The following is a 20,891-nucleotide window of genomic DNA, read 5'->3' as shown; positions in this document are numbered from 1 at the left end:
GCCTGTCACCGCCTAGGGCAGGGAACCGTTCCCTCTCTCACAGTGCCTGCCCGCTCGCGCGTCCGGAACCCCTCGTACCGGCGCTGGACGCACACGTATGCGGGCGCGCTTCTCGGCCATGTCCTGTCGGTGATCACGCGGGTTGACTGAAAGACATGACAGAGAGCATCAGCATGCGACGGCGGACGACCGCCGGTGCCGTCCTGGGCGCGGCCACGGTCACCATGGGCCTGATCGCCGGGGTCTTCTACATCTTCGCGTGCGCGGTCATGCCCGCCCTGCACCGCAGCGGCGACCGCGTCTATGTCGAGGTCATGCGGAACATCAACGACGTGATCCAGAACCCCGTGTTCTTCCTGAGCTTCATGGGGGCGCTGGTACTGACGGGCGTGTCGGCGTGGTAGCTCCGGCACGCGTCCTGCGCCCGGTGGGTGTGGGCGGGGTTCGCCGCGTACGCCGTGACGTTCCTCGTCACGATCGCCTTCAACATCCCGTTGAACGACGCGCTGGCCAAGACCGGGGACGCGTCGGACCTGCGGGACCGGTTCGAGAGCGCGTGGGTGGCGTGGAACGCCGTACGGGCCCTGCTGTCGACGGTGGCGCTGGGGTGCCTGGCGAGGGCGCTCGCGCTGTACGGCCGCTCCTGGTCCCCGGCCGGCCATACCAGCCCGTCCGGCGCTTGAGGACGAGGCCGTTCAGGCCGAAGCGGGGGCCTGGGGGCGGCAGCCCCCGGGGACGGTCGCACCAGCACCCCGCACCAGCTCACGCGTCCGCATACTTCGCATCCGCCGCCGGATCCAGCGCCAGCCGGTACCCCCGCTTCACCACGGTCTGGATCAGCTTCGGCGCGCCAAGTGCCGTACGCAACCGAGCCATCGCCGTCTCCACCGCGTGCTCGTCCCGCCCGGCCCCCGGCAGCGCCCGCAGCAACTCGGACCGGGCGACGACCCACCCCGGCCGCCGCGACAGCGCCCGCAGCAGCGACATCCCGGCCGGCGGCACCGGCTTCAGGGCCCCGTCCACCAGCACCGCATGCCCCCGGATCTCCACCCGGTGCCCGGCGATCGGCAACGACCGCGCCCGGCCGGGCAGTTCCTGGCACAGCAGCTGTACGAGGGGACCGAGCCGGAACCGCTCCGGCTGGACCGTGTCGATGCCCCGCGCCTGCAGCGGCAGGGCGGTGACCGGCCCCACGCAGGCCGGCAGCACATCGTGGTTGAGGGCGGCGAGCAGCTCACCGACCAGCCCCCGCTCCTCGGCCCGGGACAGCAGGGACGCGGCGGCCGGGGCGCTGGTGAAGGTGAGCGCGTCCAGCCCGCGCGAGACCGCCGCGTCGATCAGCCGGTCCACCGGCCCGATGTCCTCCGGCGGCATCCACCGGTACACCGGCACCGGAAGCACCTCCGCTCCCCCGACCCGCAGCGCCTCCACGAACCCCGGCAGCGGCTCGCCGTGCAGCTGTACGGCGATACGGCGCCCGTCGACCCCCTGCTCCAGCAGCCGGTCCAGCACCTCGGCCATGGACTCGCTCGACGGCGACCACTCCTCGGTGAGCCCGGCGGCCCGGATGGCGCCCTTGACCTTGGGCCCACGGGCCAGCAGCTCCACCCCGCGCAGCCGGCCGAGCAGCTGCTCGCCGAACCCCCAGCCGTCGGCGGCCTCGATCCACCCGCGGAACCCGATGGCGGTCGTGGCGACGGCCACGTCCGGTGCCTGGTCGATGATCTCCTTGGTGGCCGCGAGGAGTTCACCGTCGTCGGCGAGCGGCACGATGCGCAGGGCAGGCGCGTGCAGCACGGCGGCACCGCGCCGCTGGAGCAGCGCGCCCAGCTCGTCGGCCCGGCGCGCGGCCGTCACGCCCACGGTGAACCCCGCGAGGGGCCCGTGTTCTGGTCGCTGCTGTTCGTCGTACATGGCTCTCGTCCCGCTGGATACCTGGATGTCGAACGAGCCTGTCAACGGTGCGTGACAGGCTCGGTTCGACTTGATGTCACCGGTGTTACGTCACACCTCGGCGTAGCTGAGCTGCGGCTTTGCCTCGGCGGCGGCCGTGGTCTGCGCCACTGCGGCCGGGCGGCGAAGGTATACGGCCCAGGTCACCACGAAGCAGAGGCCGTAGAAGGCGAGGAAGGCGACGAAGGCGCCGGTGCCGGAGCCGTAGGAGAGGTACGACTGCCGGAAGGCGAGGTTGATGCCGACGCCGCCGAGCGCGCCGACCGCCCCGATGAGCCCCATGGAGGCACCGGACAGCCGCCGCCCGTAGGAGGCCGCCTCCTCACCGGTGAGGCCCTTGGCCAGGGCCTTTGTCTGGAAGATGCCGGGGATCATCTTGTACGTCGAGCCGTTGCCGAGCCCGGTGAGCACGAACAGGGCGACGAAGACGGAGACGAACAGCGGCAGCGACTTCTGCATGCTGGCGACGACGAGGCCGGCGGTTGCCGCGGCCATGGCCACGTAGTTCCAGAGGGTGATCTTCGCGCCGCCGTACCGGTCGGCGAGCCAGCCGCCCACGGGCCGGATGAGCGAGCCGAGGAGCGGGCCGATGAAGGTGAGGTACGCGGCCTGCAGCGGGGTCCGCCCGAACTGGACCTGCAGAACCTGCCCGAAGGCGAAGGCGTAGCCGATGAACGATCCGAAGGTGCCGATGTAGAGGAAGGACATGATCCAGGTGTGGGCGTCCTTAACGGCCTCCTTGGCGGCACCGGTGTCGTTCTTCATGGTGGAGAGGTTGTCCATGAAGAGGGCGGCGAGGACGGCGGCGATCAGGATCAGCGGGATGTAGATGCCCAGCAGCACACGCGGACCGCCACTGGCTCCGATGATCGCGAGGGCGACCAGCTGGATGACCGGCACACCGATGTTGCCGCCGCCGGCGTTCAGCCCGAGCGCCCACCCCTTCTTCCGCAGCGGGAAGAAGGCGTTGATGTTGGTCATGCTCGACGCGAAGTTCCCGCCGCCGATGCCCGCCAGCAGGCCGACCAGCAGGAAGGTGTCGAAGGAGGTCCCCGGCTTCATCACGGCGAAGGCGGCCGCGGTCGGAAGGAGCAGCAGCCCGGCCGAGATGATCGTCCAGTTCCGCCCGCCGAAGAGCGCCACGGCGAAGGTGTAGGGGACGCGGACGACGGCGCCGACCAGCGTGACCATCGAGGTCAGCAGGAACTTGTCGGCCGGGGTCAGCCCGTACTCCGGGCCCATGAAGAGCACGAGTACGGACCACATGGTCCAGATCGAGAACCCGATGTGCTCGGACAGCACCGAGAAGACAAGATTCCGCCGGGCGACCTTCTCGCCGGTCGCGTTCCAGAATGCCTCGTCCTCCGGATCCCAGTGCTCGATCCAGCGGCCTCCCCTGCTGTTGGGGGCGGGGGCTGTACTAGGGGCTGTCATGACGCCTCCACTGTGCTCCGGGGCTCGGTCTTTCCACGAGTGACTGAGCCCGAAGGTAGGGAGGACGCGTTTCCGCGCTGTGGCTGTGGGTGACCGGAAGGGAACGTTGCTCTCACTCGGCGAGAGGGGCGTCGGTGAGGGCGATTGCGCGGGGGTGCGGGGGCGCGGGGGGCGAGCGGGCTGCGGGAGGCCTCGGGATCAGTGCTGGGGAGGCTGGGAAGACTGCTGCTGCCGGCTCGGGTACTGCTGGGGGCTGTACGGCCCGGGGGCGGCCGCTTGGCCGTAGCCGCCGGGGTTGCCGTAGTTGCCGGGGTTGCCGTAGTTGCCGTAGTTGCCGTAGGGACCGCCGGGGTAGGCCGCTGCTTGCCCGTATTGCGGCTGGGGCTGCTGCGGCGGCTGAGGCTGCTGCCATTGCTGTGGCACGTGCTGCTGCGGTTGCTGCGGCGGCTGAGGCTGCTGCCATTGCTGTGGCACGTGCTGCTGCGGTTGCTGGGGCGGCTGGGGGTGCTGCCATTGCTGGAGTCCCGGAACCTGGGTGCCGGGCGGCAGATAACGCAACCGCCCGCCCTCATCGGTCACCGGCATGAACCCGGCGGCCTGGAGCCGGGCGGCGAACTTGGGGTTGCGGCGCCGGGTGACGAGGAACCCGATGCCCATGATGCCCATGAAAATGACCCAAACAGCTCCGGCAGCAATGAAGTTGAAGGCGCCGCCCCCCTTCCGCACCGTGTAGAGAATCAGCCCGAGGGTGATGCCACCGGCGCCGTACAGCATCCGCTTCTCGGCGTTCTTGCCGGTGAGGTCGAACTGGATGCGGGCCTTGAGGAGTTCGAGGGCGTCGGGCACGACGGGCGGCAGCGAGGCGCCGTCCGCGGCGTTCGGATACTGCGCCCAGTTCTGCGCGGCGCGGGACCGGGCCTGCGGGCTGTGGTCCGGCACGATCAGCATCTTCAGCACGTTGTTGCGCGACCCGGTGTACTGGGCGTCGGCGTACTCGTACCCGAACTGCTGGGCGATGAAGGCGAGTCGGGCGATCTTCTTCACAGAAGCCATCGAGTTGGTGAGCGCGACGGGCTCACCGCCCGCCATCAGCTGCAACATCTTCCGTACTTGCCGCTTGCTCACTGTGCCCACTCCCCCGCCGACGGCTTCACTCTCTTCACTTGCGCAACGAGGGTAGTTTTCCATGCCGGTACGGGTCGAGGCAGCCGAGGGGCCCCGGTTGACGGGAACTTGGCAGAGCCTTGGAACAGTCACTGCCCACGGCACAATCACCGCAGGGGAACCGACATCCACGGTCTGATCGAATGCCGCGCCTGGGCCCCCGGCCTCGACGTCGGCGAAACGTCCTGGCACCCGGCGATCGACCTCACGATGCTCGGCATGGTGACCAGGGACTACGAGGCCTTCGCCTGCCTCTTCGGCGTACGCAACTACAGCGGCCCGTGGCGCCCGGTCGCAGCCGACCGCGGCCTCCCACCCGACGCGTCAACCACGACCCGCACCGAACTGTCCTCCTGGGGCGCCGCGGCATTCGGCACCAACTGGCCGACCTGGACGGAGACATCGGCCATCGACTGGAACGAGCCGGCACCCCCCGGAGCCACCCGAATAGCCCGCTGCCACCGCGCCCCCGACGGCACGCTCCACCTGACCGACCCCACGGTCTGGTCCCGCGGAGAACGTCCGCTTGGTGGTGTGGTTCGACGAGTAGTCCCCACCCACCGACCGGCGCCGGGGTGGGAGGCGAACGGAAGATTCGGGCCACGCGAAACCCCTGCATCCTGGCCACTCCGTGCTCCTGCGTGACCCAAACCTTCCAATGACCTCAGGGAGTTTCCTGGTTATCCGGACCTCGCGTTGTCGGCTGTGCGTGTAGACGGTTCCTCAAAGGTGACCAGTTCGCAGATGCGGCGTAGCAACATGCGATAGCTGTCGCGGTGGAGCGTGGCGGTGGTACTCAGGGTGAGCAGCGCCAAGCCGGTGCCGTCCGGGTGTGGCAGGTGGGAGTAGAACTGGAGCAGCGGCACTGCAGGAAGATCCGATTCCGGAATCGGTGTGCGCAATGCCTCACTGAATGCTGCTGGGCCGCAGGCCAGTTCGGCGTATGAGATATGCGTGTGCCCCTGAGAGGTTGCAAGGGCCCGAGCAGCAATGACGGCTCTTGGGGCCCAGGAGGTACCCACCCAGGTGATGGTGAACAGGGAGAACAGAACATCTGCATCACCATGCCCGCTGTCATCGCGATGCAAGCCCAACGAGCAGTGGACCGTACCACTCACTCGCAACGCGCGAATCATCCGCTGAGCAACAGCCAGGTTTACGGCCACCTGTTCACATGTTGCTTCGTCTGGTGCCGAGGCAAGGATGGACGCCACTGCCCTATTCAACTGTTCCGCCTCGGGAGAGTCCGGGCGGGCAAGGAGGCTATCGATCGGCAGTGGGGTGAACCCGGGAGGGACGGCAAACCGGAGGCCATCTTCCTCGGACCAGGAATTCGCGAAGGCCCCAGTGCTACGCATGGGACTGCGGCACCGTCTCGACATACGCGGCGCCGGCTCGGCGAGCACGCTCAACGTCAACAGCACTGGCAGCCCAACTTGCAGGCGTACAACGGCTATCGAAAACCGAGCGCTGGTAGAGAAGGTGAAGGCGCTTCGGTGCCTTGCCCCCTGCGGTGGGCGCGGCAACCACGGCGAGGTAGCGCGGGTCGCCTGCAAACCAGAGAGGTTCAATCTGCCCTCTGCGCTCGGGTTTGGTACGAGGTCCGTCCAGGCGCTTCAGCCACCAGTAGGATCGCTGATGCTTGATGAAGATCAAGGGAATCTTCTGGTCGCAGTCGACCGGATTCCGGAACTCGAACCACATTCCATTGTCTCGGGCAGCGGGATACTTACCAAGGCCACTTGGAACCTTCTCGAGTAGTTGCCAGGGGTATTCGCACAATACGCGGCGCATACGGAAGGCCGCAGGGAAGTAGGTGAGCTGATTGAAGAAACGATAGAAGCCATAAAGGAAGTAGGGCATGAAGATCCACACGGCCCAGTTCGGTGTGACCGTCGAGAAATCGAGCAATACAATCCAGCCTACGGGCCAGGCGACGAGCCCGACCACGTTCATGAACATGTGCCGCATCCAGGCGCCACGGGTCCCTGAATGGTCCCACGCCGCGGTGTGGCCGGTGGAATACATTGGCGGTTTCCTCGTTCTCGATCGGCAAATCAGAGCGGCTGATCATTGACGGAATACACGGCTGGCAAGATCGATGGTTTCTCCCACATCGACTGGCCCGAGGAAATAGCCGTCCAGGGCAGTGCCGATGTTTGCTGCCGTGTCGCTGTCCATCGCGTCGAGCTTGCTCGTGGCCAGCCCGTAGGAGGCGGTGGCGAAGCCGGCCCACGGGGCTGCGGTCTCGGTGGCCTCGAAGGTCGACCTCAATCGGGGCGCCCTCTCCACCACCCACGTCGCGATGGGGTTGTGCAGATCGGTGAACTCCCTGGCACTCGTCATTGTCTCGCCGCCGGCAGCAGCAAGTCTTTGTCCGGCCGTGAGCGCCTCGCCCGCCTCGCCAACTCCCCTCAGGAGAGCAGGCGCACCCTTCACGACGGCTCCCAGCCCGGGCAGCGTGCCCAGCCCGTCTGCCGCCAAGCCGACCGCGTTGCTCCAGAAGTCCGCATCGAACTCTCCATGCCGGAGTCCGTCCCACAAGGATGCGCGCACCACCGGATCGGCCAGCCTTCCGGCGACGGCTCCCGCGCTCAAGGCAGCGGCGGTCAACAGTAGGGCCGCTGCGGCGGTTCCGCCGGTGGCCACGAACAGGGCGAGGATGCCGATGAGGGCCGCGGTCCAGCTGAGGATGTCAGGCAGATTGTCGCCCACCCAGTCCAGGAACTTGTCCCACGCGCCAGGCTCGTGCGGTGCCAGTTTCCTGGTGGCGTCGTGGATCTTTGCGGCCCGGTATTGAGCCTGCTCCCTGTGCTCCTCGGCCAGCTTCTTCGCCTTGCCGATGATCTTGTCCAGGTCGGCCTGGGCGTTCTCTGCCGCTGTGTTCAGCTGGGTGAGGGCCTTCTGGTCCAGGTCGGGGGTACTCTTCGCCTTCGTCGCCTGGCCCTTGGCCTTGGCCTTGGCCAGGGTGACCTGGGCGTCCTTCGCCTCCTCGTTGAGGCGTTTGGCGCGGCGCTGGAAGTCGTCGAGTTCGGCCTCCCAGCGGGCGAGTTGCCTGGCCGCCTTTGTGACCGAGTGCGCGGCGTTCTTGAGGTTGAGGGCCAGCGGTCCGCCCTGGAGTTCCTCCCGGAAGGCCACGGCGGCGTCGCCCTTCCAGTAGCTGCCGTCCATCAGCTTGGCGACCAGGCCGTGCGTCTCGTCCAAGGCCTTGGCGCAGGAGGCGAGCTTCTTGTGCAGGGCCCGTACCGTCTCGGTGCTTCCCGGGGCGGGGTTGAAGCCGAGGTGGGGGCAAGAGCTCTGGGTGTCCGAGCCGGGATCGGCCCCGACACCTGCGGTGGTCGTCACCTCCCGGCCCCGCCCTTGCCGTGGCCGCCCTTCCTCAGCGCCGCTTCCAGCGCCTTGTCGACCTCTTGGTAGCTGTCCTTGCACTGACCGATGATCTTCGCAAGGCTCTCGGTCTGCTCGCCGATCTGTTCGGTGCCGTACTTCCAGTCGTCCTGGAAGTCCTCGCAGGCTGAGTCCAGGTCATCCGTGCCGAGACCGGTGACCGTCGCTTCGCTGAGCGCCTTGCGCAGGCCCTTCAGTGAGTCGCTCGACTTGTTCAGCAACTTCATGAAGTGCTTCAGCTCGTCGTCGTCGACGGTCAGTCGGTCTGCCACGTGTTCCGCTCCCCTGGGTTGTCAGCCCTCGCCCGAAAGCGGAATCACGCTATCCATGTTTTCGTCCGGCTATACCTCGGCTGTGCTGCGGGCTGTCATCGGTTGACGGCCTGGATCTCCTGCACGACCACATTCTGGGTGGCCCCGAACGTGCCGTCAGGCAGGTCATCGCCCACCCCGCCAGTGCCCGTCCAGTGGATCTTCCAAGTGATGGTGGCTTTCAGGGGGTACGAGTCACTCCCCGAGGAGCGCAGGTATTTCACTCCACAGGGTGGCGTCTCGTCGGCCTTGCCCTTGGCGTACGGCTCGCCGATGCTGCCGTTGTTGATCCGGCAAACGCCCGAGGCCGGGTAGGTCTCCGCATCCGACGTGCCAGGGTCGATCTTGAGGGAGACCGGTTCGGCGGTGGTCGTTGCCGCGATGCCGAGCACCGGGACGGAGGCGGTGACCGAGACGGGCTTGAACGCGGCGCCGTCCAGCCAAGCCCAAGTGGGCAGGTTGACCTTGGTCGCGTTGGCAGGGGCCAAAGTCACCTTCGTAGTTGGGACCCGGATCTCGTTGTATGCGAGTTCGGCCAGGATCTTCGGCGTCACCGCGTTTTCGATGTCCGGCGGCGGGGGGTCACCCTTGTCCACCCAGAAAATGGGCTTGCCGCACTTGTCCCAGCCTGGCGGGAACGACTTGTTGACGAACGAGTCCCACCAGTAGCCCTTGTCGGCCTTGTCCTTGTTGAAGTCCTTATACGGATGGCCGTTGACATAGCGATCGCGCTGCTCAGCGTCCCACTGAGGGCCTGTGGAGCCTGCCTCCCAGATGGGTTCCAGGTATGCCTTGAGTTGGTCGGGGGTGAACTTCGGGGCATACCAGCAGGCCGGTGGGGTCCAGGAGGTGGTTGAGGTGACGGGGCCGACCGAACTGCCGGAGCCGTTCTTCGACCGGTCGAAAACTATGCCTGAGGCGCTGGCCGCGATAGTGCCGTCGGGGCTGCTGTCACCCTTCGGTCCTGGCTCGGAGTTCTGGGTGCCGCCGGGCAGCGTGTCGTCGGCATGGGCTACGCCGGGAAGAGAAAGAAGCGACAGGCACGTCCCCATGGTGACCAGAAGCGGGAGGGTCTTCAGTTGGCGCATCAGGGCTGACACTCGGCACTCCCACTCTGCGAAATGATCTTCTGGATCACCCAGACACCCTTGCTGTTCTTCTTGAGCGACGTGTGGTAGCTGACGTAGCTCTTTGCGGTGACCTCGGTCTTCTTGATCTTCTTGGGCAGGTACTTGACGTACGCCTTGCCCTGGTCCTCGCAGTAGCTGAGGGAGGCCGTTCCGTCCTTGGAGACAGCTACCGCAGGAGAGTAGAAGCGGTATGCACCGGTGATGCTGGCCTTGTGGTCCACATAGTTCTGGATGAACTTCTGCGTGCCGGCGGCAGCTTCACCTTCGTAGTAGTAGAGGTACGGCTTGTCGAGCGCGTTCTGGTGAACGATCGCAAGGTCCACCGCCTTGATGGACTGCTCGCTGTCGGACAGGACCGCATCCTTGTCCGTGTCGCCCGTCTTGGGCCAGTCAAAGGTGTACGACAAGTCGGACGGCATCTCGATCTTCGGGCGGTCGCCGTTCGCGGAGGCCGAAGCGCTGGGAGAAGCAGACGCATTGCCCCCCGTATCCGCCCCCGGAATCTTGTCATTCGACTTCCCCCCGCCCCCACCCCCACCGCAACCGGCAAGCAGAAGTACGGCCGTCACACCGGCGGTGGCAGTCGTGAGCAGGCGGGGTCGGCGGGTCACGGTGGGCTCCTGGTGGGGCGCTTGGGGTCTGAGAAGCAGCGTTATACGGTATCGGGCCCGACTGTCGCTGTACCAGAGCGAATTGCTCTGCGGACGGTATGACGAATGGGGCACAGGAGGGCAGAGGGTGGGTAACTGGCGCTTCAGTAAAGGGGGATGATTACCCATCTGTGACAATGGGGCAGTACGGCGCCGCCCAGCGGTTGACCGCTGCAAAGGTTCCGTGAAGGCGCGCCACGTAAGGGCGTCACGCCCTGCGGTGTGCGCGGTTCCTCGGACCGTTCGGCCACGGCCTCGGGCTTCGTTTTGCCGCCATGTCCTCGATCCAGCCGAATGCCGCGATCGTCAGACCGATCAGGGGCCAGATCAGGACGGACATCCAGATCATGTACGTCGAGTCCAGGGCCGACGCCGCGCGGTCGCTCTGCATGAACGGGAGGTTGTACGCCTGGTCGATGATCGGAACCGTCGCCATGATGAGCATGTTGTGCCACGGATAGATCGTCACCGCACGGTTGTTGGACAGGGTGACCAGTTTGTCCCGGCGGCGCAGTCGGCCCGGGAGTTCCTGCCAGGACGGGGAGTACTGGAGCAGGATGACGACGAACCCGAAGGACCAGGCGGCCTGGGCGAGGGGGATGTCGTTCAGGTCCCAGCCGTCGGGGCCCCGGTGGCCCGACGCCCACCACAGGCCGAAGGCGGCGCCCCCTCGTACCACAACGTGCTCAGGCCGCGAATGTAGCGCACACGTCACGATGTTCGTGGTGTGTCATTTGTGGGCATTCATAAATGCCTCGTCCATGGCGTGAATCCATCCATCGGTCGGCCGTATCAACCAGCCCTCTGACCGGGTGGTCTCCGCCGCTGCCCGTCGAAGGGCATCGAACCCGGGATGGACCAGCCCCTTTCGCCACACGAGTGACACAGGCGACAACGGGACGGGGTCGACGAGAGGCCTCAGCACCGTCCGAGGCATGGCCGGAAAGTCCACCACGGCGAGGATGGGGTTGCGCGTCTTCGCCATGATCCGCTCGAACTCCTCGTCCCCGACGGCCAGCGGAAGGGGGGAGGCGACCCGGATGCCGCGTCCCTCGAAGAGGTGGTGGGCGAGGTCGGTCCACTCGGGCGTGCGCGGATTCCCGGCACCGGCGTACACGGTCTCTCCGGCCAGCGCGGCCAGCGGTACCGCCTCCAGCGGGGCCAGCGGATGGTCGTCGGGGAGGACGACGGCCATCGGCTCGTACCGCACGGGCTGGTGCGCGAGACCGGCCCGCAGCGCGGGGGCCAGGCCCGCGAACCGCCCGAAGGACGCGTCGAGGCGCCCGGCGAGCAGTTCGGCGGCCGCGCCCGTCAGTCCGCTCTCGTAGCGGGCCATCAGCTCGCAGTCGGGCGCGAGTTCCCGGGCCCGGTGCAGCACACGGCGGCCGGTGGCCAGGCCCGGGGAGTTCAGGTCCACCAGCAGGGGGCGGGCCTGTCCGAACGCGGCGAGCAGTTCGTCCTGGGCGGCGAGGACCCGGCGGGCGTACGGCAGCAGCCGCTCGCCGTCGGCGGTCAGCGTGACCTGCCGGGTGGTCCGTACGAACAGCTCGGCGGCCAGCTCCCGCTCCAGCCGCCGTACGTCCCGGCTGAGCGCCTGCTGGGCGACGTACAGGCGGGCCGCGGCGCGGGTGAAGTGGAGCTCCTCGGCGACGGTCACGAAGGCGCGCAGGAGGCGGGGGTCCAGATGGGCGGGGGTGGGCATCCGGCGAATTTACAACGTGGGTGCGTCAATCGGCAGGGATCAGGTGTTGGACCCCTTGATCCACTCCGGGTCACGGTGGGGTCATGCCTCAGCTCACCGTGCCCCGGCTCCGCCTTGCCCCGTACCGGCGTCTCTTCGCCCGCCCCGGCACCCGTGCCTTCACCGCCGGGAATCTGATCGCCCGGCTCCCCATGGGCATGTTCGGGGTGAGCGCGGTCGTCATGATCGCCGGTGCGCGGGGCTCGTACGCGCTCGCCGGCGCCGTCACCGCGACGGGGCTGGCCGCAACCGCGGTGGCCGGGCCCTGGGTCGCCCGGCTCGTCGACCGGCACGGACAGGCGCGGGTCGCCGTACCGGCCACGGTCACCGCCGTGCTGGGCAGCCTCGCACTGCTGCTCTGCGTCCGCCTCGGCGCCCCGGACTGGACCCTGTTCGCCGCGTACGCCGCCACCGCCACCACCCCCAACATCGGCGGCCTGTCCCGCGCCCGCTGGGCCCATGTGCTGCACGACGATACGGACGCGCTGCACACCGCGAACTCCTTCGAACAGGCCGCCGACGAGCTGTGCTTCATGCTCGGCCCGGTGCTGGCGTCCTTCCTGACCGGGGCGCTCTTCCCGGAGGCGGGCACGCTCGTGGGCGCCGCGCTGCTGCTGGCCGGCATGCTGCTGTTCACCGCACAGCGCGCGACCGAGCCGCCGCCCCGGGGGCGCACCCGGGCCGCTTCGCCGCTGCGCACCCCCGGCATCGCGCCCCTGCTGGCCTGCTTCGTCGCCACGGGGGCGGTGTTCGGCGCGATGGAGGTCGTCACCATCGCGTACGCGGACGGGCAGGGCCACCGTTCGGCGGCGGGTGCGGTGCTGGCGCTCCAGGCGGCGGGTTCCTGCGCGGCGGGGCTGCTGTACGGGGCGCTGAAGCCGGCCGCCCCGCAGCTGTCGAGGTGTCTGCTCGCGATGGCCGCGCTGATGTCCCTGCCGCTGCTGGCCGCGCGCACGAGCGGCTCCCTCTGGGCGCTGGCCGCAGCGCTGCTCGTCGCGGGCATGGCGACCGCGCCGACCATGGTCACGGCAATGACGCTGGTCCAGCGGCTCACACCCGAGGACCGTCTGAACGAGGGCATGAGCCTCGTCGTCACCGGCCTGCTGACCGGCATAGCCTGCGGTTCGGCGGCAGGCGGCTACCTGTCGGAACACACCTCCCCGACAACCGCGTTCGCGACACCGGTCACGGCGGCGGCCCTGGCCCTACTGATCAACTCCTCGGCAACGGCACTTCGTTCGGCTCGTCGAAGTGCCTCCGAAGCCCGGGGCTCAGCTCTCGCGCGAGGCGTACCCGAGGAAGGCGGTCCAGGCGTCCGAACGGACGGCGAAGCGGGGGCTTCGGGTGCCTAGCTTGGAGTCTCGGATGTGGATGGTGTGGGGGCGGACGGCGACTTCGAGGCAGGCGCCGCCCTGCGAGTCGCTGTAGCTGGACTTGAACCATTTCAACGGCTCGGTCATAGCTCTTCCGCCACCTTCCCGATGAACGCAGCGGACTCCTCAACTCCGAGGGCCTGCATGCGGATCATGCCATGGACCTGCGCAAGGTCGCTGGTCTTGCCGATATCGGAGTGCAGCACACTCGTCTCCGGACCCTCAACGTAGGCGAAGCGCTCGTGATCCGCGGTCTCGAGCAGGATGAACGAGCCATTGAGCGCCAGTCCGCCGCACTTGCCGAACGGCAGCACCTGAATGGAGACGTTGCGCAGCGCGCCGACGTCGAGAAGGTGGTCCAGTTGCTGCCGCATGGTTGCCCGTCCACCCACCTCCGTCTGCGGAGCGGCCTCGTAGATGACGAAGCCGTACACCGTCTTGGTACGGCGTGCCCGCGCCTCCTGCCTGACCAAACGCGCGCGGACCCGCTCGCCCACCGTCTCGTCGTCCAGCGGAGGACAGCTCTCGCCGATCAGCGTCTGCGCGTACGTCCTGGTCTGCAACAGACCAGGAATAAGCGCGAGCGAATAGTCGTGCACGGCGATCGCCTCGGCCTCGATGGCCATGTACTCCTGCGACCGCGCGGGAAACGGCTCAGGCTTCAGAAACTCATGCGCGGCGACCAACTTGCTCCGTGCGCCGCACAGTTGATCCGCAATCTGCAGCAGACGCAGCGTGGGGCGCCGCCTTCCGCAGTCCATCGACTTGACGTACTCGCCGTCGTATCCGGCCTCCTCGGCCAGCGCCTGACGGCTGACCCCCGCCTCCTCCCGCCACCACTTGATCTGGCCGCCGCAGTACCGCCAGTTCTGCTGCGTCTGCTGGGACTCCCCCGAAGCCACGCACTCACCCGCCTCCCGCTGCCACACCGTGTACAAGCACGCTGCGTACCCGTTCCGCTACTCCCGAGGTCAGGCGGCAACCACCAGCCTGATCACGGCAAACGACGGAGAATCTCACGCAAGGAACCCCGCGAGCATGGACATCGAGTGGCGCCTCCCCCGGCACGCCCGCAGCGTGGGCCGGGCCCGAACCCTCCTCCGGGAACAGGCGACGTCCTGGGAACTCCCGGACGACGTGACGCAGACGGCGGTCCTCCTGCTCAGCGAGCTGATGACGAACGCCTACCGCCATGCGAAGGCCTCACCCGGTCGCGAGATCCGCGCGCGCTGCGCCCTGGAGGCGGGTCGGCTGCGCATCTCGGTGGCCGACGCGTACGACATGCTGCCGACCCCACGCGAGGCATCACCCGACGAGGAGTCCGGCCGGGGGTTGACACTGGTGGCAGCTCTGGCGGACGACTGGGGCGCCGGCCCTCGTCCCGGTGGCATCGGCAAGACGGTCTGGTTCGAGCTCAAGGCTCCCGCGCCGCAGTCCTGGTAGGTGCCCGTCGGACGGGATTCTCCAGGGCAAGGACGGGGCACGTTGCCGGTGGAGCGAGGGTCCCTGGTTCTTCTCGCCGCTCCGCCGGCCACCTTCGGCTCGCGCTCACAACTGCCGGTCTCCCTGCCAGCTGATCGATGTCAACGCGGCCGGACCGCCATGGGCCAGACCTTTGTAGGTAACTGTCCGGGCGGGGCCGAGCTCGTGGGCGATTCGTCTCGCCAGCTCCGTCCCTTCGCGGAACAGCCGCTGCCACTGGCCGTCGTACTTGCCTTCCTCCCGGTCCCGCAGGTCCAGGTTCAGCGTGCTGTCGATGCTCTCCGCCCATGTGTACAGATCGGCGACGAGGTCGTCGGACAGGGCCAGCCCGGCGGCGGGGTCGTCGGGGAAGAAGTCCCCGAATCCCTCGGAGCGCAACGGACCGTACTTGAACTCGCCTTCGACCGTGAGGTCGACCGGGTGCGGCGGTGTGCCGTGGCCGTCACGCTCCCAGTGCAGGCGGTCGCAGCCCCAGCACACCCATTTCGCCGTCCTGTGGCGCTCGTCCCAGTAGCGCACCGACCACGACGGGCCGAGCCACCTGGCCAGTCGCTGTGCTGTCTCCAGCCCCTGCTTGGCGTGCTTGCGCAGATCGGGGCGGGAGGGGAAACCCGCAGGGGGACGGGCCGACGACCAGGAGCGCAGTACGTCCACGAGTTCTGCCGGCAGGGCCAGGCGGTCGTCGTCCGGCGGAACATTGCGGGTGAAGGCACCGAGGTCGTCGTGGGCCTCCGGATCCACTGGGTCGTACAGCGGGGAGGGCTCGCCCCGGGCATGCACGAGCACGCTCCGCGGTTCTTCGAACGTCATGCGATGTTCGCTCCGATCACGGGTTGAGTCCGTCCTGCGCGACGCCGTAAACGGCCGGGCCGCCCATGCGCAGCACCTCGGACATCGGGCGAGGCCGAATCCGGGCATGACGAAGGCCTCGTCGCCCGAAAGCGACGAGGCCTCTGCCCACATGGGATGAGTGGAGATGGCGGGAATCGAACCCGCGTCCAACGGTGCGGAACCAGGGCTTCTCCGTGTGCAGTCCGCTTCGATTTTCTCGGCCCCGGAGATCACGCGGACAAGTCTCCGACGGGCCCAGTCACTGTTTGGTTTCCCTCTTCACCCCGTGACCGGGATCAAGGTTTAGTCCCCTAGCTGATGCCAGGATCCGGGTCGGGAACAGCCCCGGGCTGACACTCCCATTAAGGAGAGTTTCGCTGGTCGCTACTTATCAGGCAGCGAGCGCGAAACGCTCGGGAGAATCGCTCTTAACAGTGGCGATTATTTTTTTCGGCCTGTGGTTTACGAGATCATGGCCGCTTTCTCGACACGCTTCCCCTGCCTCGACAGCCGCTGTCGAAACCGATCATCCCCATGTTGATTTTTCAAACCCTCCGAAGAGGGCCTCACACCTGCTGTGCGGTGCAGATGTCATCGTACGTGAACAACGCCGGTCGGTGCCAGCGCATTCCCCGCCGCTAGGCGCCGCGCTGCTTGCGCTTCGCCGCCGCGATGGCGCGGTCGGCCTCCCGGCGGTCCTGCTGGGTACGCAGCGTCTGCCGCTTGTCGTACTCCTTCTTGCCTCGCGCGAGCGCGATCTCGGCCTTGGCCCGGCCGTCCTTGAAGTACAGGGCGAGGGGCACGATCGTGTGGCCGGTCTCCCCGGACTTGGCCTCCAGCTTGTCGATCTCCTCCCGGTGCAGCAGCAGCTTGCGCTTGCGGCGCACCGAGTGGTTGGTCCACGTGCCCTGGCTGTACTCGGGGATGTGGGCGTTGTGCAGCCACGCCTCGTTCCCGTCGATCTGCACGAAGCCGTCGACCAGCGAGGCCCGCCCCTGACGCAGCGACTTCACCTCGGTGCCGGTCAGCACGAGACCCGCCTCGTAGGTGTCGATGATCGCGTAGTCGTGGCGCGCCTTCTTGTTCTGCGCGACGATCTTGCGCTTGCCGCCCTTCTCGCCGTCCCGGGACTTGGCGGCCGTCCCCTGCTTCTGCTGGGACTCCTTCGGTACGTACATTCCCTTGCTCATAGTGCCGTCCATTTTCGCACTACCGAGGGGGTGCGAGGGAAGCCGATTAACAACGGGCGACGCGTCTAGGAGGCGTCGCCCAGGCCGCCGAGGATGCTCTCCGCCCGCTGCAGCGGCTGCCGCCCGGCCTCCAGGTCGGGAGTGATGCCGCGGCCGTCGACGGAGTGCCCGGAGGGGGTGCGGTAGTGGCCCACGGTCAGCTCGGCCACGGAGCCGTCGGGCAGCCGGGTGGGCATCTGGACGGAGCCCTTGCCGAAGGTGCGGGAGCCCACGACGACCGCGCGGCCGCGGTCCTGCAGGGCGCCGGTGAGCATCTCGGCCGCGCTCATCGTGCCGCCGTCGACGAGCGCGACCAGGGGTCTGGTGGTGTCGCCGTCGGCGTCGGCGTGCAGGGCGCGCTGCTCGCCGTCGACGTCGTAGGTGGCGACCAGGCCGCCGTCGAGGAAGGCGGAGGCGGTGGTGACGGCCTCGGTGACCAGGCCGCCGGAGTTGCCGCGCAGATCGAGGACGATCCCGGCGCCGGCCGGGGCCTGCCGTACGGCGGTGCGGACCACGTTGCCGGAGCCCTTGGTGAAGGCGGCGATCCTGATGACGAGGACATCGCCGGGGAGCCTGCGGACGGTGACGGAGTCGGTGGACAGGCGGGCCCGGCGCAGCGTCCGGCTCCACGCGCGCGTGCCGCGTTCCAGGCCCAGGCGGACGGAGGTGCCCGCTGGGGCGTCGTGCGCGTCGCCGCGCAGTAATGAGACGACTTCGGTGACGGGCCGCCCGTCGACCTTCTCGCCGTCGACGCTGCGCAGCCGGTCGCCCTTGCGGATTCCGGCCTCGGCCGCGGGTGACCCGGACTGCACCCGGGTCACCTCGATCCGTCCGTCGCGCTCACGCCGTGCCCACAGGCCGACGCCGGTGTACTCGCCGTCGAGGGCCTCCTGGAACTCCTCGTACTCGCCCTCGGAGTAGACGGCGGCCCAGCGGTCCCCGCTGCGGCTGACGGCGCGCTCGGCGGCCTCCATGGGGGACGTGCCGTCGGCCATGGCCGCGGCGGCGGCCTGCTGGACGGCGTCGTGCCGGGGGGCCGTACGGGCCGAGTCCGGTGCGGGCCCGTGCCCGGCGTGATCGAAGTCGAAGGCACCGGTCGCGGCGCCGGCGGCCAGCACGCCGGCGAAGACCAACGTCAGGGCCGCCCCGCGGCGGATACGGCGGGGCTGACAGAACAGGTCACGGCCTGACATGCGGGTGAGTCTAGGACAACGCGGAGGGCCGCACGGTTGGTTGACCGTACGGCCCTCTTGGCATGCATCACACCTTCAGGTACTTGCGCAGCGCGAAGAATGCGGCAAGGGCGGGCATCAGCACGCTCGTGGCGAGGATCAGCGGGAGCTTGGTCAACACGGCGTCCCAGCCCACGAAGTTGATCAGATTGAGCTTCGAGGACAGGGCCATGCCGTGGTCGATGGTGAAGTAACGCCCCACGACCAGGAAGAAGCACGCGAGTCCGCCGCCGATCAGACCGGCGACCGCGGCCTCCATGATGAACGGCGCCTGGATGTAGAAGCCGGAGGCGCCGACCAGTCGCATGATCCCGGTCTCGCGCCTACGGCTGAACGCGGAGACACGCACCGTGTTGACGATCAGCAGCAGTGCGACGATCAGCATCAGCGCCATCACGCCGAGCGCGGCCCGGTTCATCAGGTTCAGCAGCCCGAAGAGGTTGTCCAGGATCCCCTTCTGGTCCTGCACGGACTGGACACCGTCACGTCCGTCGAAGGCGGTTGCGATCACCTGATATTTCTGCGGGTTCTTGAGCTTGATCCGGTACGACTCCTGCATCTGGTCCGGCGTGAGCGAACTGGCCAGCGGGGAGTCGCCGAACTGCTCCTTGTAGTGCTTGTACGCCTCGTCCTGCGACTCGTAGCTGACCTTCTCGACGACCGACATCTTCTTCAGGTCGGAGACGATCTGCTTCTTCTGGTCCTCGGTGACCGCACCCTTGGCGCAGTTGGGATCGGAATCGGCGTCGCTCTTGTTGCAGAGGAAGATCGAGACGTTGACCTTGTCGTACCAGTAGCCCTTCATGGTGCTGACCTGGTCGCTCATCAGCAGCGAACCGCCGAACAGGGCCAGGGACAGGGCGACGGAGACGATGACGGCGAAGGTCATCGTCAGATTGCGGCGGAGACCGACACCGATCTCCGACAGAACGAACTGGGCGCGCATGGCGTCTGGTTAAGCCTTTCCGTCGTGGAGCGTCGGGGCGGTCAGTGCTGGTAGCCGTAGACGCCGCGGGCCTGGTCGCGGACGAGGCGGCCCTTTTCCAGCTCGATGACGCGCTTGCGCATCTGGTCCACGATGTTCTGGTCGTGCGTCGCCATCACCACGGTGGTGCCCGTCCGGTTGATCCGGTCGAGCAGTTTCATGATGCCGACGGAGGTCTGCGGGTCGAGGTTGCCGGTGGGCTCGTCGGCGATCAGCAGCTTGGGCCGGTTGACGAAGGCACGGGCGATCGCCACCCGCTGCTGCTCACCGCCGGACAGCTCGCCGGGCATCCGGTCGTCCTTGCCGCCGAGCCCGACGAGATCGAGCACCTGCGGCACGGACTTGCGGATCTCGCCGCGGGACTTGCCGATCACCTCCTGTGCGAAGGCCACGTTCTCCGCGACCGTCTTGTTGGGCAGGAGCCGGAAGTCCTGGAACACCGTTCCCAGCTGGCGGCGCATCTGCGGCACCTTCCAGTTGGAGAGGCGGGCGAGGTCCTTGCCCAGGACGTGCACCTGACCGTGGCTGCACCGCTCCTCGCGGAGGATCAGCCGCAGGAAGGTGGACTTTCCGGAGCCGGAGGACCCCACGAGGAAGACGAACTCGCCCTTCTCCACTTCCAGGGACACATCCCTGAGCGCGGGGCGGGTCTGCTTGGGGTAGACCTTGGAGACATTGTCGAATCGGATCACGGATGCACCACGGGTCGCCGGGGGTAGGTGTGCGTGACCATACGCGAACCAGGTGCGTGAGCGCAGTCGCCGGTAGGGGTTGCGTGTGGGTTGTGTGCTTTTGTGCCGGGGAGGTCTCTCCGGACGACCGCGCCCTTTGCCTTGGAACCTGGCACAGTGGAGGAGGAACGTTCTCGTTCCGGGAAGCGTTGTGTAGGTGTAGGCCGGTGCAAGGAGGGCGAGCGCATGACGTACGACCGGTTGGTGTGCGCGAACTGCGCGGCGCCCGTGAACGAGGGCCGGTGCCCTGTGTGCCGCGCCAACCGCGAGCGGCTGCAGCAGGAGAACTTCCTCGCGGGACTGAACCCGATGGCGCTGATCGCGCTGCTGGCGGTGCTGATCGCCGCGGTGGCGCTGCTGGCGCACCAGACCGCGTAGAGCGGCGGCAGGACGGCTGAAGGGCCCGGAGCGGCAAGCTCCGGGCCCTTCTACGTACGACGCGCGTACGTTCCGTAATCGTGCGGCCACCGTCAGGCGGCCGCACCGCCCCGGCCGCCCACGAGGCGCGGCAGGATGCGGAAGCCGATACCACCGGCGATCATGGTGGCGGCGCCGACGATCAGGAACGTGGTCTGCCCGGCACCGGTCTCGGCGAGCTGCTTGCCGTTGCCCTGGGTCTGGGTGCCGGAGGACGTGTCGGTGAGGGCGGAGCTGCCCTCCTCCTGGGCGGAGGTGCCGGAGCCGCCGTCGGGGTCGGTGTTGCTGTTACCGCCACCGTTGCCCTGGCCATTGCCATTGCCATTGCCGTTGCCGTTGCCGTTCCCGCCGCCGTTGCCGTGCGTCGGGTTGGAGGTGGGCTGCTCGGAGGGCTGGTCGGTGGTCGGCTCCTCGGTGGGCTCGGTGGGCTCCTCCGTGGGGTCCGTCGGCTCGTCGGTGGGGACCGTGGTCTCCGTCGGCAGCTGGGTCGGGACGCCCGTGTCGGTCGGGTCGGGGCTCGGCGACTCGTCGGCGCACAGCACGCCGAGCACGCAGTCGTCCGACTCCGCGGCGGAGGCGGCGCCCGCGGCGGTCAGCGAGGCGCCCGCGGCGATCACGGCACCGGCAGCTATCCGCGCGATCCGGATCCGCGTCTTGTTGGTCATGTGTTGCTACCCCCAGTAGCTGAGTGTCGATGAGCGGCGCCTGGGGACGGCGGTGATCGACGGGGGCGGCTGACGAGATCCGCTACAACTCAAGTCCCCCGGTTCACATGCGCCCCAGAGATACGCATGCCACGCTTTACCCTTCCGATTTTTCAAAGCAACGTCAAGGCCGTTGC

23 protein-coding genes, 1 other RNA gene and 1 pseudogene are annotated in these 20,891 nt (G+C 68.0%); 5 read left to right on the top strand and 20 right to left on the bottom strand.

Annotation, left to right across the window (positions count from 1 at the left end; genetic code table 11):
* The first annotated feature begins 155 nt into the window (after window positions 1-155).
* Both ACZ4EG_RS00350 and ACZ4EG_RS00345 read left to right on the top strand, forming a co-directional pair.
* Window positions 156-404 (top strand): anthrone oxygenase family protein, encoded by a 249-nt coding sequence (locus tag ACZ4EG_RS00350; RefSeq protein ID WP_467788995.1) that lies wholly within the window; start codon window positions 156-158, stop codon window positions 402-404.
* A 54-nt stretch (window positions 405-458) separates the two neighbouring features.
* Complete coding sequence (locus tag ACZ4EG_RS00345; RefSeq protein WP_467788994.1) at window positions 459-683, top strand: anthrone oxygenase family protein; 225 nt, start codon at window positions 459-461, stop codon at window positions 681-683.
* 79 nt (window positions 684-762) lie between these two features.
* Here the strand turns inward: ACZ4EG_RS00345 and ACZ4EG_RS00340 are convergent, their stop codons facing one another.
* The 11 genes and pseudogenes from ACZ4EG_RS00340 to ACZ4EG_RS00290 all read right to left on the bottom strand — a co-directional run bounded on the left by ACZ4EG_RS00340 (window position 763) and on the right by ACZ4EG_RS00290 (window position 11,731).
* Window positions 763-1,914: a uroporphyrinogen-III synthase gene (locus ACZ4EG_RS00340; protein WP_467788993.1), complete on the bottom strand. Its 1,152-nt coding sequence runs from the start codon at window positions 1,912-1,914 to the stop codon at window positions 763-765.
* Between the two features lie 90 nt (window positions 1,915-2,004).
* Window positions 2,005-3,387 (bottom strand): nitrate/nitrite transporter, encoded by a 1,383-nt coding sequence (locus tag ACZ4EG_RS00335; protein WP_453557159.1) that lies wholly within the window; start codon window positions 3,385-3,387, stop codon window positions 2,005-2,007.
* A 198-nt stretch (window positions 3,388-3,585) separates the two neighbouring features.
* Window positions 3,586-4,512, bottom strand: coding sequence for a hypothetical protein (locus tag ACZ4EG_RS00330; RefSeq protein WP_467788992.1), 927 nt, complete (start codon window positions 4,510-4,512; stop codon window positions 3,586-3,588).
* Between the two features lie 719 nt (window positions 4,513-5,231).
* Entirely contained in the window at window positions 5,232-5,765 is a 534-nt protein-coding gene (locus ACZ4EG_RS00325) for a hypothetical protein (RefSeq protein ID WP_467788991.1), read from the bottom strand.
* A 136-nt stretch (window positions 5,766-5,901) separates the two neighbouring features.
* Entirely contained in the window at window positions 5,902-6,579 is a 678-nt protein-coding gene (locus tag ACZ4EG_RS00320) for a hypothetical protein (RefSeq protein WP_467788990.1), read from the bottom strand.
* A gap of 42 nt (window positions 6,580-6,621) precedes the next feature.
* Window positions 6,622-7,896: a hypothetical protein gene (locus ACZ4EG_RS00315; RefSeq protein ID WP_467788989.1), complete on the bottom strand. Its 1,275-nt coding sequence runs from the start codon at window positions 7,894-7,896 to the stop codon at window positions 6,622-6,624.
* Window positions 7,893-8,210 (bottom strand): hypothetical protein, encoded by a 318-nt coding sequence (locus ACZ4EG_RS00310; protein WP_467788988.1) that lies wholly within the window; start codon window positions 8,208-8,210, stop codon window positions 7,893-7,895. Before ACZ4EG_RS00310 ends, ACZ4EG_RS00315 begins: the two co-directional genes overlap by 4 nt.
* A gap of 95 nt (window positions 8,211-8,305) precedes the next feature.
* The gene (locus tag ACZ4EG_RS00305) at window positions 8,306-9,301 is read right to left on the bottom strand and encodes a hypothetical protein (RefSeq protein ID WP_467789450.1); all 996 of its coding nucleotides are present in this window, start codon (window positions 9,299-9,301) and stop codon (window positions 8,306-8,308) included.
* 35 nt (window positions 9,302-9,336) lie between these two features.
* Window positions 9,337-9,990, bottom strand: a complete 654-nt coding sequence (locus ACZ4EG_RS00300; RefSeq protein ID WP_467788987.1) for a hypothetical protein — start codon at window positions 9,988-9,990, stop codon at window positions 9,337-9,339.
* A gap of 247 nt (window positions 9,991-10,237) precedes the next feature.
* Window positions 10,238-10,690: pseudogene (locus tag ACZ4EG_RS00295) on the bottom strand (acyltransferase family protein); the annotation flags it as partial.
* Window positions 10,691-10,759: 69 nt separating this feature from the next.
* Window positions 10,760-11,731 (bottom strand): LysR family transcriptional regulator, encoded by a 972-nt coding sequence (locus ACZ4EG_RS00290; RefSeq protein ID WP_467788986.1) that lies wholly within the window; start codon window positions 11,729-11,731, stop codon window positions 10,760-10,762.
* 83 nt (window positions 11,732-11,814) lie between these two features.
* Between ACZ4EG_RS00290 and ACZ4EG_RS00285 the strand changes: the two genes are divergently transcribed.
* Window positions 11,815-13,122 carry an MFS transporter gene (locus tag ACZ4EG_RS00285; RefSeq protein ID WP_467788985.1) on the top strand — a complete coding sequence of 436 codons (1,308 nt, stop codon included), beginning with the start codon at window positions 11,815-11,817 and terminating at the stop codon, window positions 13,120-13,122.
* Here ACZ4EG_RS00285 and ACZ4EG_RS00280 read toward each other — a convergent pair.
* Together ACZ4EG_RS00280 and ACZ4EG_RS00275 are read right to left on the bottom strand one after the other, a co-directional pair.
* A complete protein-coding gene (locus tag ACZ4EG_RS00280; protein WP_453557141.1) occupies window positions 13,042-13,230 on the bottom strand; it encodes a DUF397 domain-containing protein in 189 nt (62 codons plus the stop codon). The two genes, ACZ4EG_RS00285 and ACZ4EG_RS00280, sit on opposite strands and share 81 nt — an antisense overlap.
* On the bottom strand, window positions 13,227-14,045 hold the full coding sequence (locus ACZ4EG_RS00275; RefSeq protein ID WP_467788984.1) for a helix-turn-helix domain-containing protein: 819 nt from the start codon (window positions 14,043-14,045) through the stop codon (window positions 13,227-13,229). The genes ACZ4EG_RS00280 and ACZ4EG_RS00275 overlap by 4 nt, the downstream gene beginning before the upstream one ends.
* A gap of 136 nt (window positions 14,046-14,181) precedes the next feature.
* On the opposite strand from ACZ4EG_RS00275, the gene ACZ4EG_RS00270 reads away from it, so the two are divergent.
* Window positions 14,182-14,586 (top strand): ATP-binding protein, encoded by a 405-nt coding sequence (locus ACZ4EG_RS00270; RefSeq protein ID WP_467788983.1) that lies wholly within the window; start codon window positions 14,182-14,184, stop codon window positions 14,584-14,586.
* Between the two features lie 105 nt (window positions 14,587-14,691).
* Here the strand turns inward: ACZ4EG_RS00270 and ACZ4EG_RS00265 are convergent, their stop codons facing one another.
* The 6 genes from ACZ4EG_RS00265 to ftsE form a co-directional block, all read right to left on the bottom strand.
* On the bottom strand, window positions 14,692-15,435 hold the full coding sequence (locus tag ACZ4EG_RS00265; protein WP_467788982.1) for a hypothetical protein: 744 nt from the start codon (window positions 15,433-15,435) through the stop codon (window positions 14,692-14,694).
* Window positions 15,436-15,593: 158 nt separating this feature from the next.
* Window positions 15,594-15,990, bottom strand: a transfer-messenger RNA (tmRNA) gene (ssrA, locus tag ACZ4EG_RS00260).
* Window positions 15,991-16,094: 104 nt separating this feature from the next.
* The gene (gene smpB / locus ACZ4EG_RS00255; RefSeq protein ID WP_453557339.1) at window positions 16,095-16,634 is read right to left on the bottom strand and encodes an SsrA-binding protein SmpB; all 540 of its coding nucleotides are present in this window, start codon (window positions 16,632-16,634) and stop codon (window positions 16,095-16,097) included.
* Window positions 16,635-16,711: 77 nt separating this feature from the next.
* Window positions 16,712-17,878 carry a S41 family peptidase gene (locus tag ACZ4EG_RS00250; protein ID WP_467788981.1) on the bottom strand — a complete coding sequence of 389 codons (1,167 nt, stop codon included), beginning with the start codon at window positions 17,876-17,878 and terminating at the stop codon, window positions 16,712-16,714.
* A 67-nt stretch (window positions 17,879-17,945) separates the two neighbouring features.
* Window positions 17,946-18,863, bottom strand: coding sequence for a permease-like cell division protein FtsX (gene ftsX / locus ACZ4EG_RS00245; protein WP_453557133.1), 918 nt, complete (start codon window positions 18,861-18,863; stop codon window positions 17,946-17,948).
* Window positions 18,864-18,904: 41 nt separating this feature from the next.
* Window positions 18,905-19,594 carry a cell division ATP-binding protein FtsE gene (gene ftsE, locus ACZ4EG_RS00240; RefSeq protein ID WP_194045450.1) on the bottom strand — a complete coding sequence of 230 codons (690 nt, stop codon included), beginning with the start codon at window positions 19,592-19,594 and terminating at the stop codon, window positions 18,905-18,907.
* Between the two features lie 225 nt (window positions 19,595-19,819).
* On the opposite strand from ftsE, the gene ACZ4EG_RS00235 reads away from it, so the two are divergent.
* Window positions 19,820-20,011: a hypothetical protein gene (locus ACZ4EG_RS00235; RefSeq protein ID WP_316753993.1), complete on the top strand. Its 192-nt coding sequence runs from the start codon at window positions 19,820-19,822 to the stop codon at window positions 20,009-20,011.
* A 92-nt stretch (window positions 20,012-20,103) separates the two neighbouring features.
* Here ACZ4EG_RS00235 and ACZ4EG_RS00230 read toward each other — a convergent pair whose 3' ends face one another.
* On the bottom strand, window positions 20,104-20,715 hold the full coding sequence (locus ACZ4EG_RS00230; RefSeq protein WP_453557130.1) for a hypothetical protein: 612 nt from the start codon (window positions 20,713-20,715) through the stop codon (window positions 20,104-20,106).
* Window positions 20,716-20,891: the final 176 nt, after the last annotated feature.

The sequence above is a fragment of the Streptomyces sp. NPDC025638 genome (assembly GCF_055558775.1).
This window is presented reverse-complemented; position numbering and strand designations above follow the sequence as displayed.

What these genes read in the sequence shown, in the direction of transcription:
- ACZ4EG_RS00230 (WP_453557130.1), bottom strand. Translation starts at nt 20,715, where the DNA reads ATGACCAACAAGACGCGGATCCGGATCGCGCGGATAGCTGCCGGTGCC.
- ACZ4EG_RS00335 (WP_453557159.1), bottom strand. Translation starts at nt 3,387, where the DNA reads ATGACAGCCCCTAGTACAGCCCCCGCCCCCAACAGCAGGGGAGGCCGC.
- smpB (WP_453557339.1), bottom strand. Translation starts at nt 16,634, where the DNA reads ATGTACGTACCGAAGGAGTCCCAGCAGAAGCAGGGGACGGCCGCCAAG.
- ACZ4EG_RS00280 (WP_453557141.1), bottom strand. Translation starts at nt 13,230, where the DNA reads ATGACCGAGCCGTTGAAATGGTTCAAGTCCAGCTACAGCGACTCGCAG.
- ACZ4EG_RS00305 (WP_467789450.1), bottom strand. Translation starts at nt 9,301, where the DNA reads ATGGGGACGTGCCTGTCGCTTCTTTCTCTTCCCGGCGTAGCCCATGCC.
- ACZ4EG_RS00350 (WP_467788995.1), top strand. Translation starts at nt 156, where the DNA reads ATGACAGAGAGCATCAGCATGCGACGGCGGACGACCGCCGGTGCCGTC.
- ACZ4EG_RS00290 (WP_467788986.1), bottom strand. Translation starts at nt 11,731, where the DNA reads ATGCCCACCCCCGCCCATCTGGACCCCCGCCTCCTGCGCGCCTTCGTG.
- ftsX (WP_453557133.1), bottom strand. Translation starts at nt 18,863, where the DNA reads ATGCGCGCCCAGTTCGTTCTGTCGGAGATCGGTGTCGGTCTCCGCCGC.
- ACZ4EG_RS00270 (WP_467788983.1), top strand. Translation starts at nt 14,182, where the DNA reads ATGGACATCGAGTGGCGCCTCCCCCGGCACGCCCGCAGCGTGGGCCGG.
- ACZ4EG_RS00250 (WP_467788981.1), bottom strand. Translation starts at nt 17,878, where the DNA reads ATGTCAGGCCGTGACCTGTTCTGTCAGCCCCGCCGTATCCGCCGCGGG.
- ACZ4EG_RS00235 (WP_316753993.1), top strand. Translation starts at nt 19,820, where the DNA reads ATGACGTACGACCGGTTGGTGTGCGCGAACTGCGCGGCGCCCGTGAAC.
- ACZ4EG_RS00340 (WP_467788993.1), bottom strand. Translation starts at nt 1,914, where the DNA reads ATGTACGACGAACAGCAGCGACCAGAACACGGGCCCCTCGCGGGGTTC.
- ACZ4EG_RS00320 (WP_467788990.1), bottom strand. Translation starts at nt 6,579, where the DNA reads ATGTATTCCACCGGCCACACCGCGGCGTGGGACCATTCAGGGACCCGT.
- ACZ4EG_RS00265 (WP_467788982.1), bottom strand. Translation starts at nt 15,435, where the DNA reads ATGACGTTCGAAGAACCGCGGAGCGTGCTCGTGCATGCCCGGGGCGAG.
- ACZ4EG_RS00285 (WP_467788985.1), top strand. Translation starts at nt 11,815, where the DNA reads ATGCCTCAGCTCACCGTGCCCCGGCTCCGCCTTGCCCCGTACCGGCGT.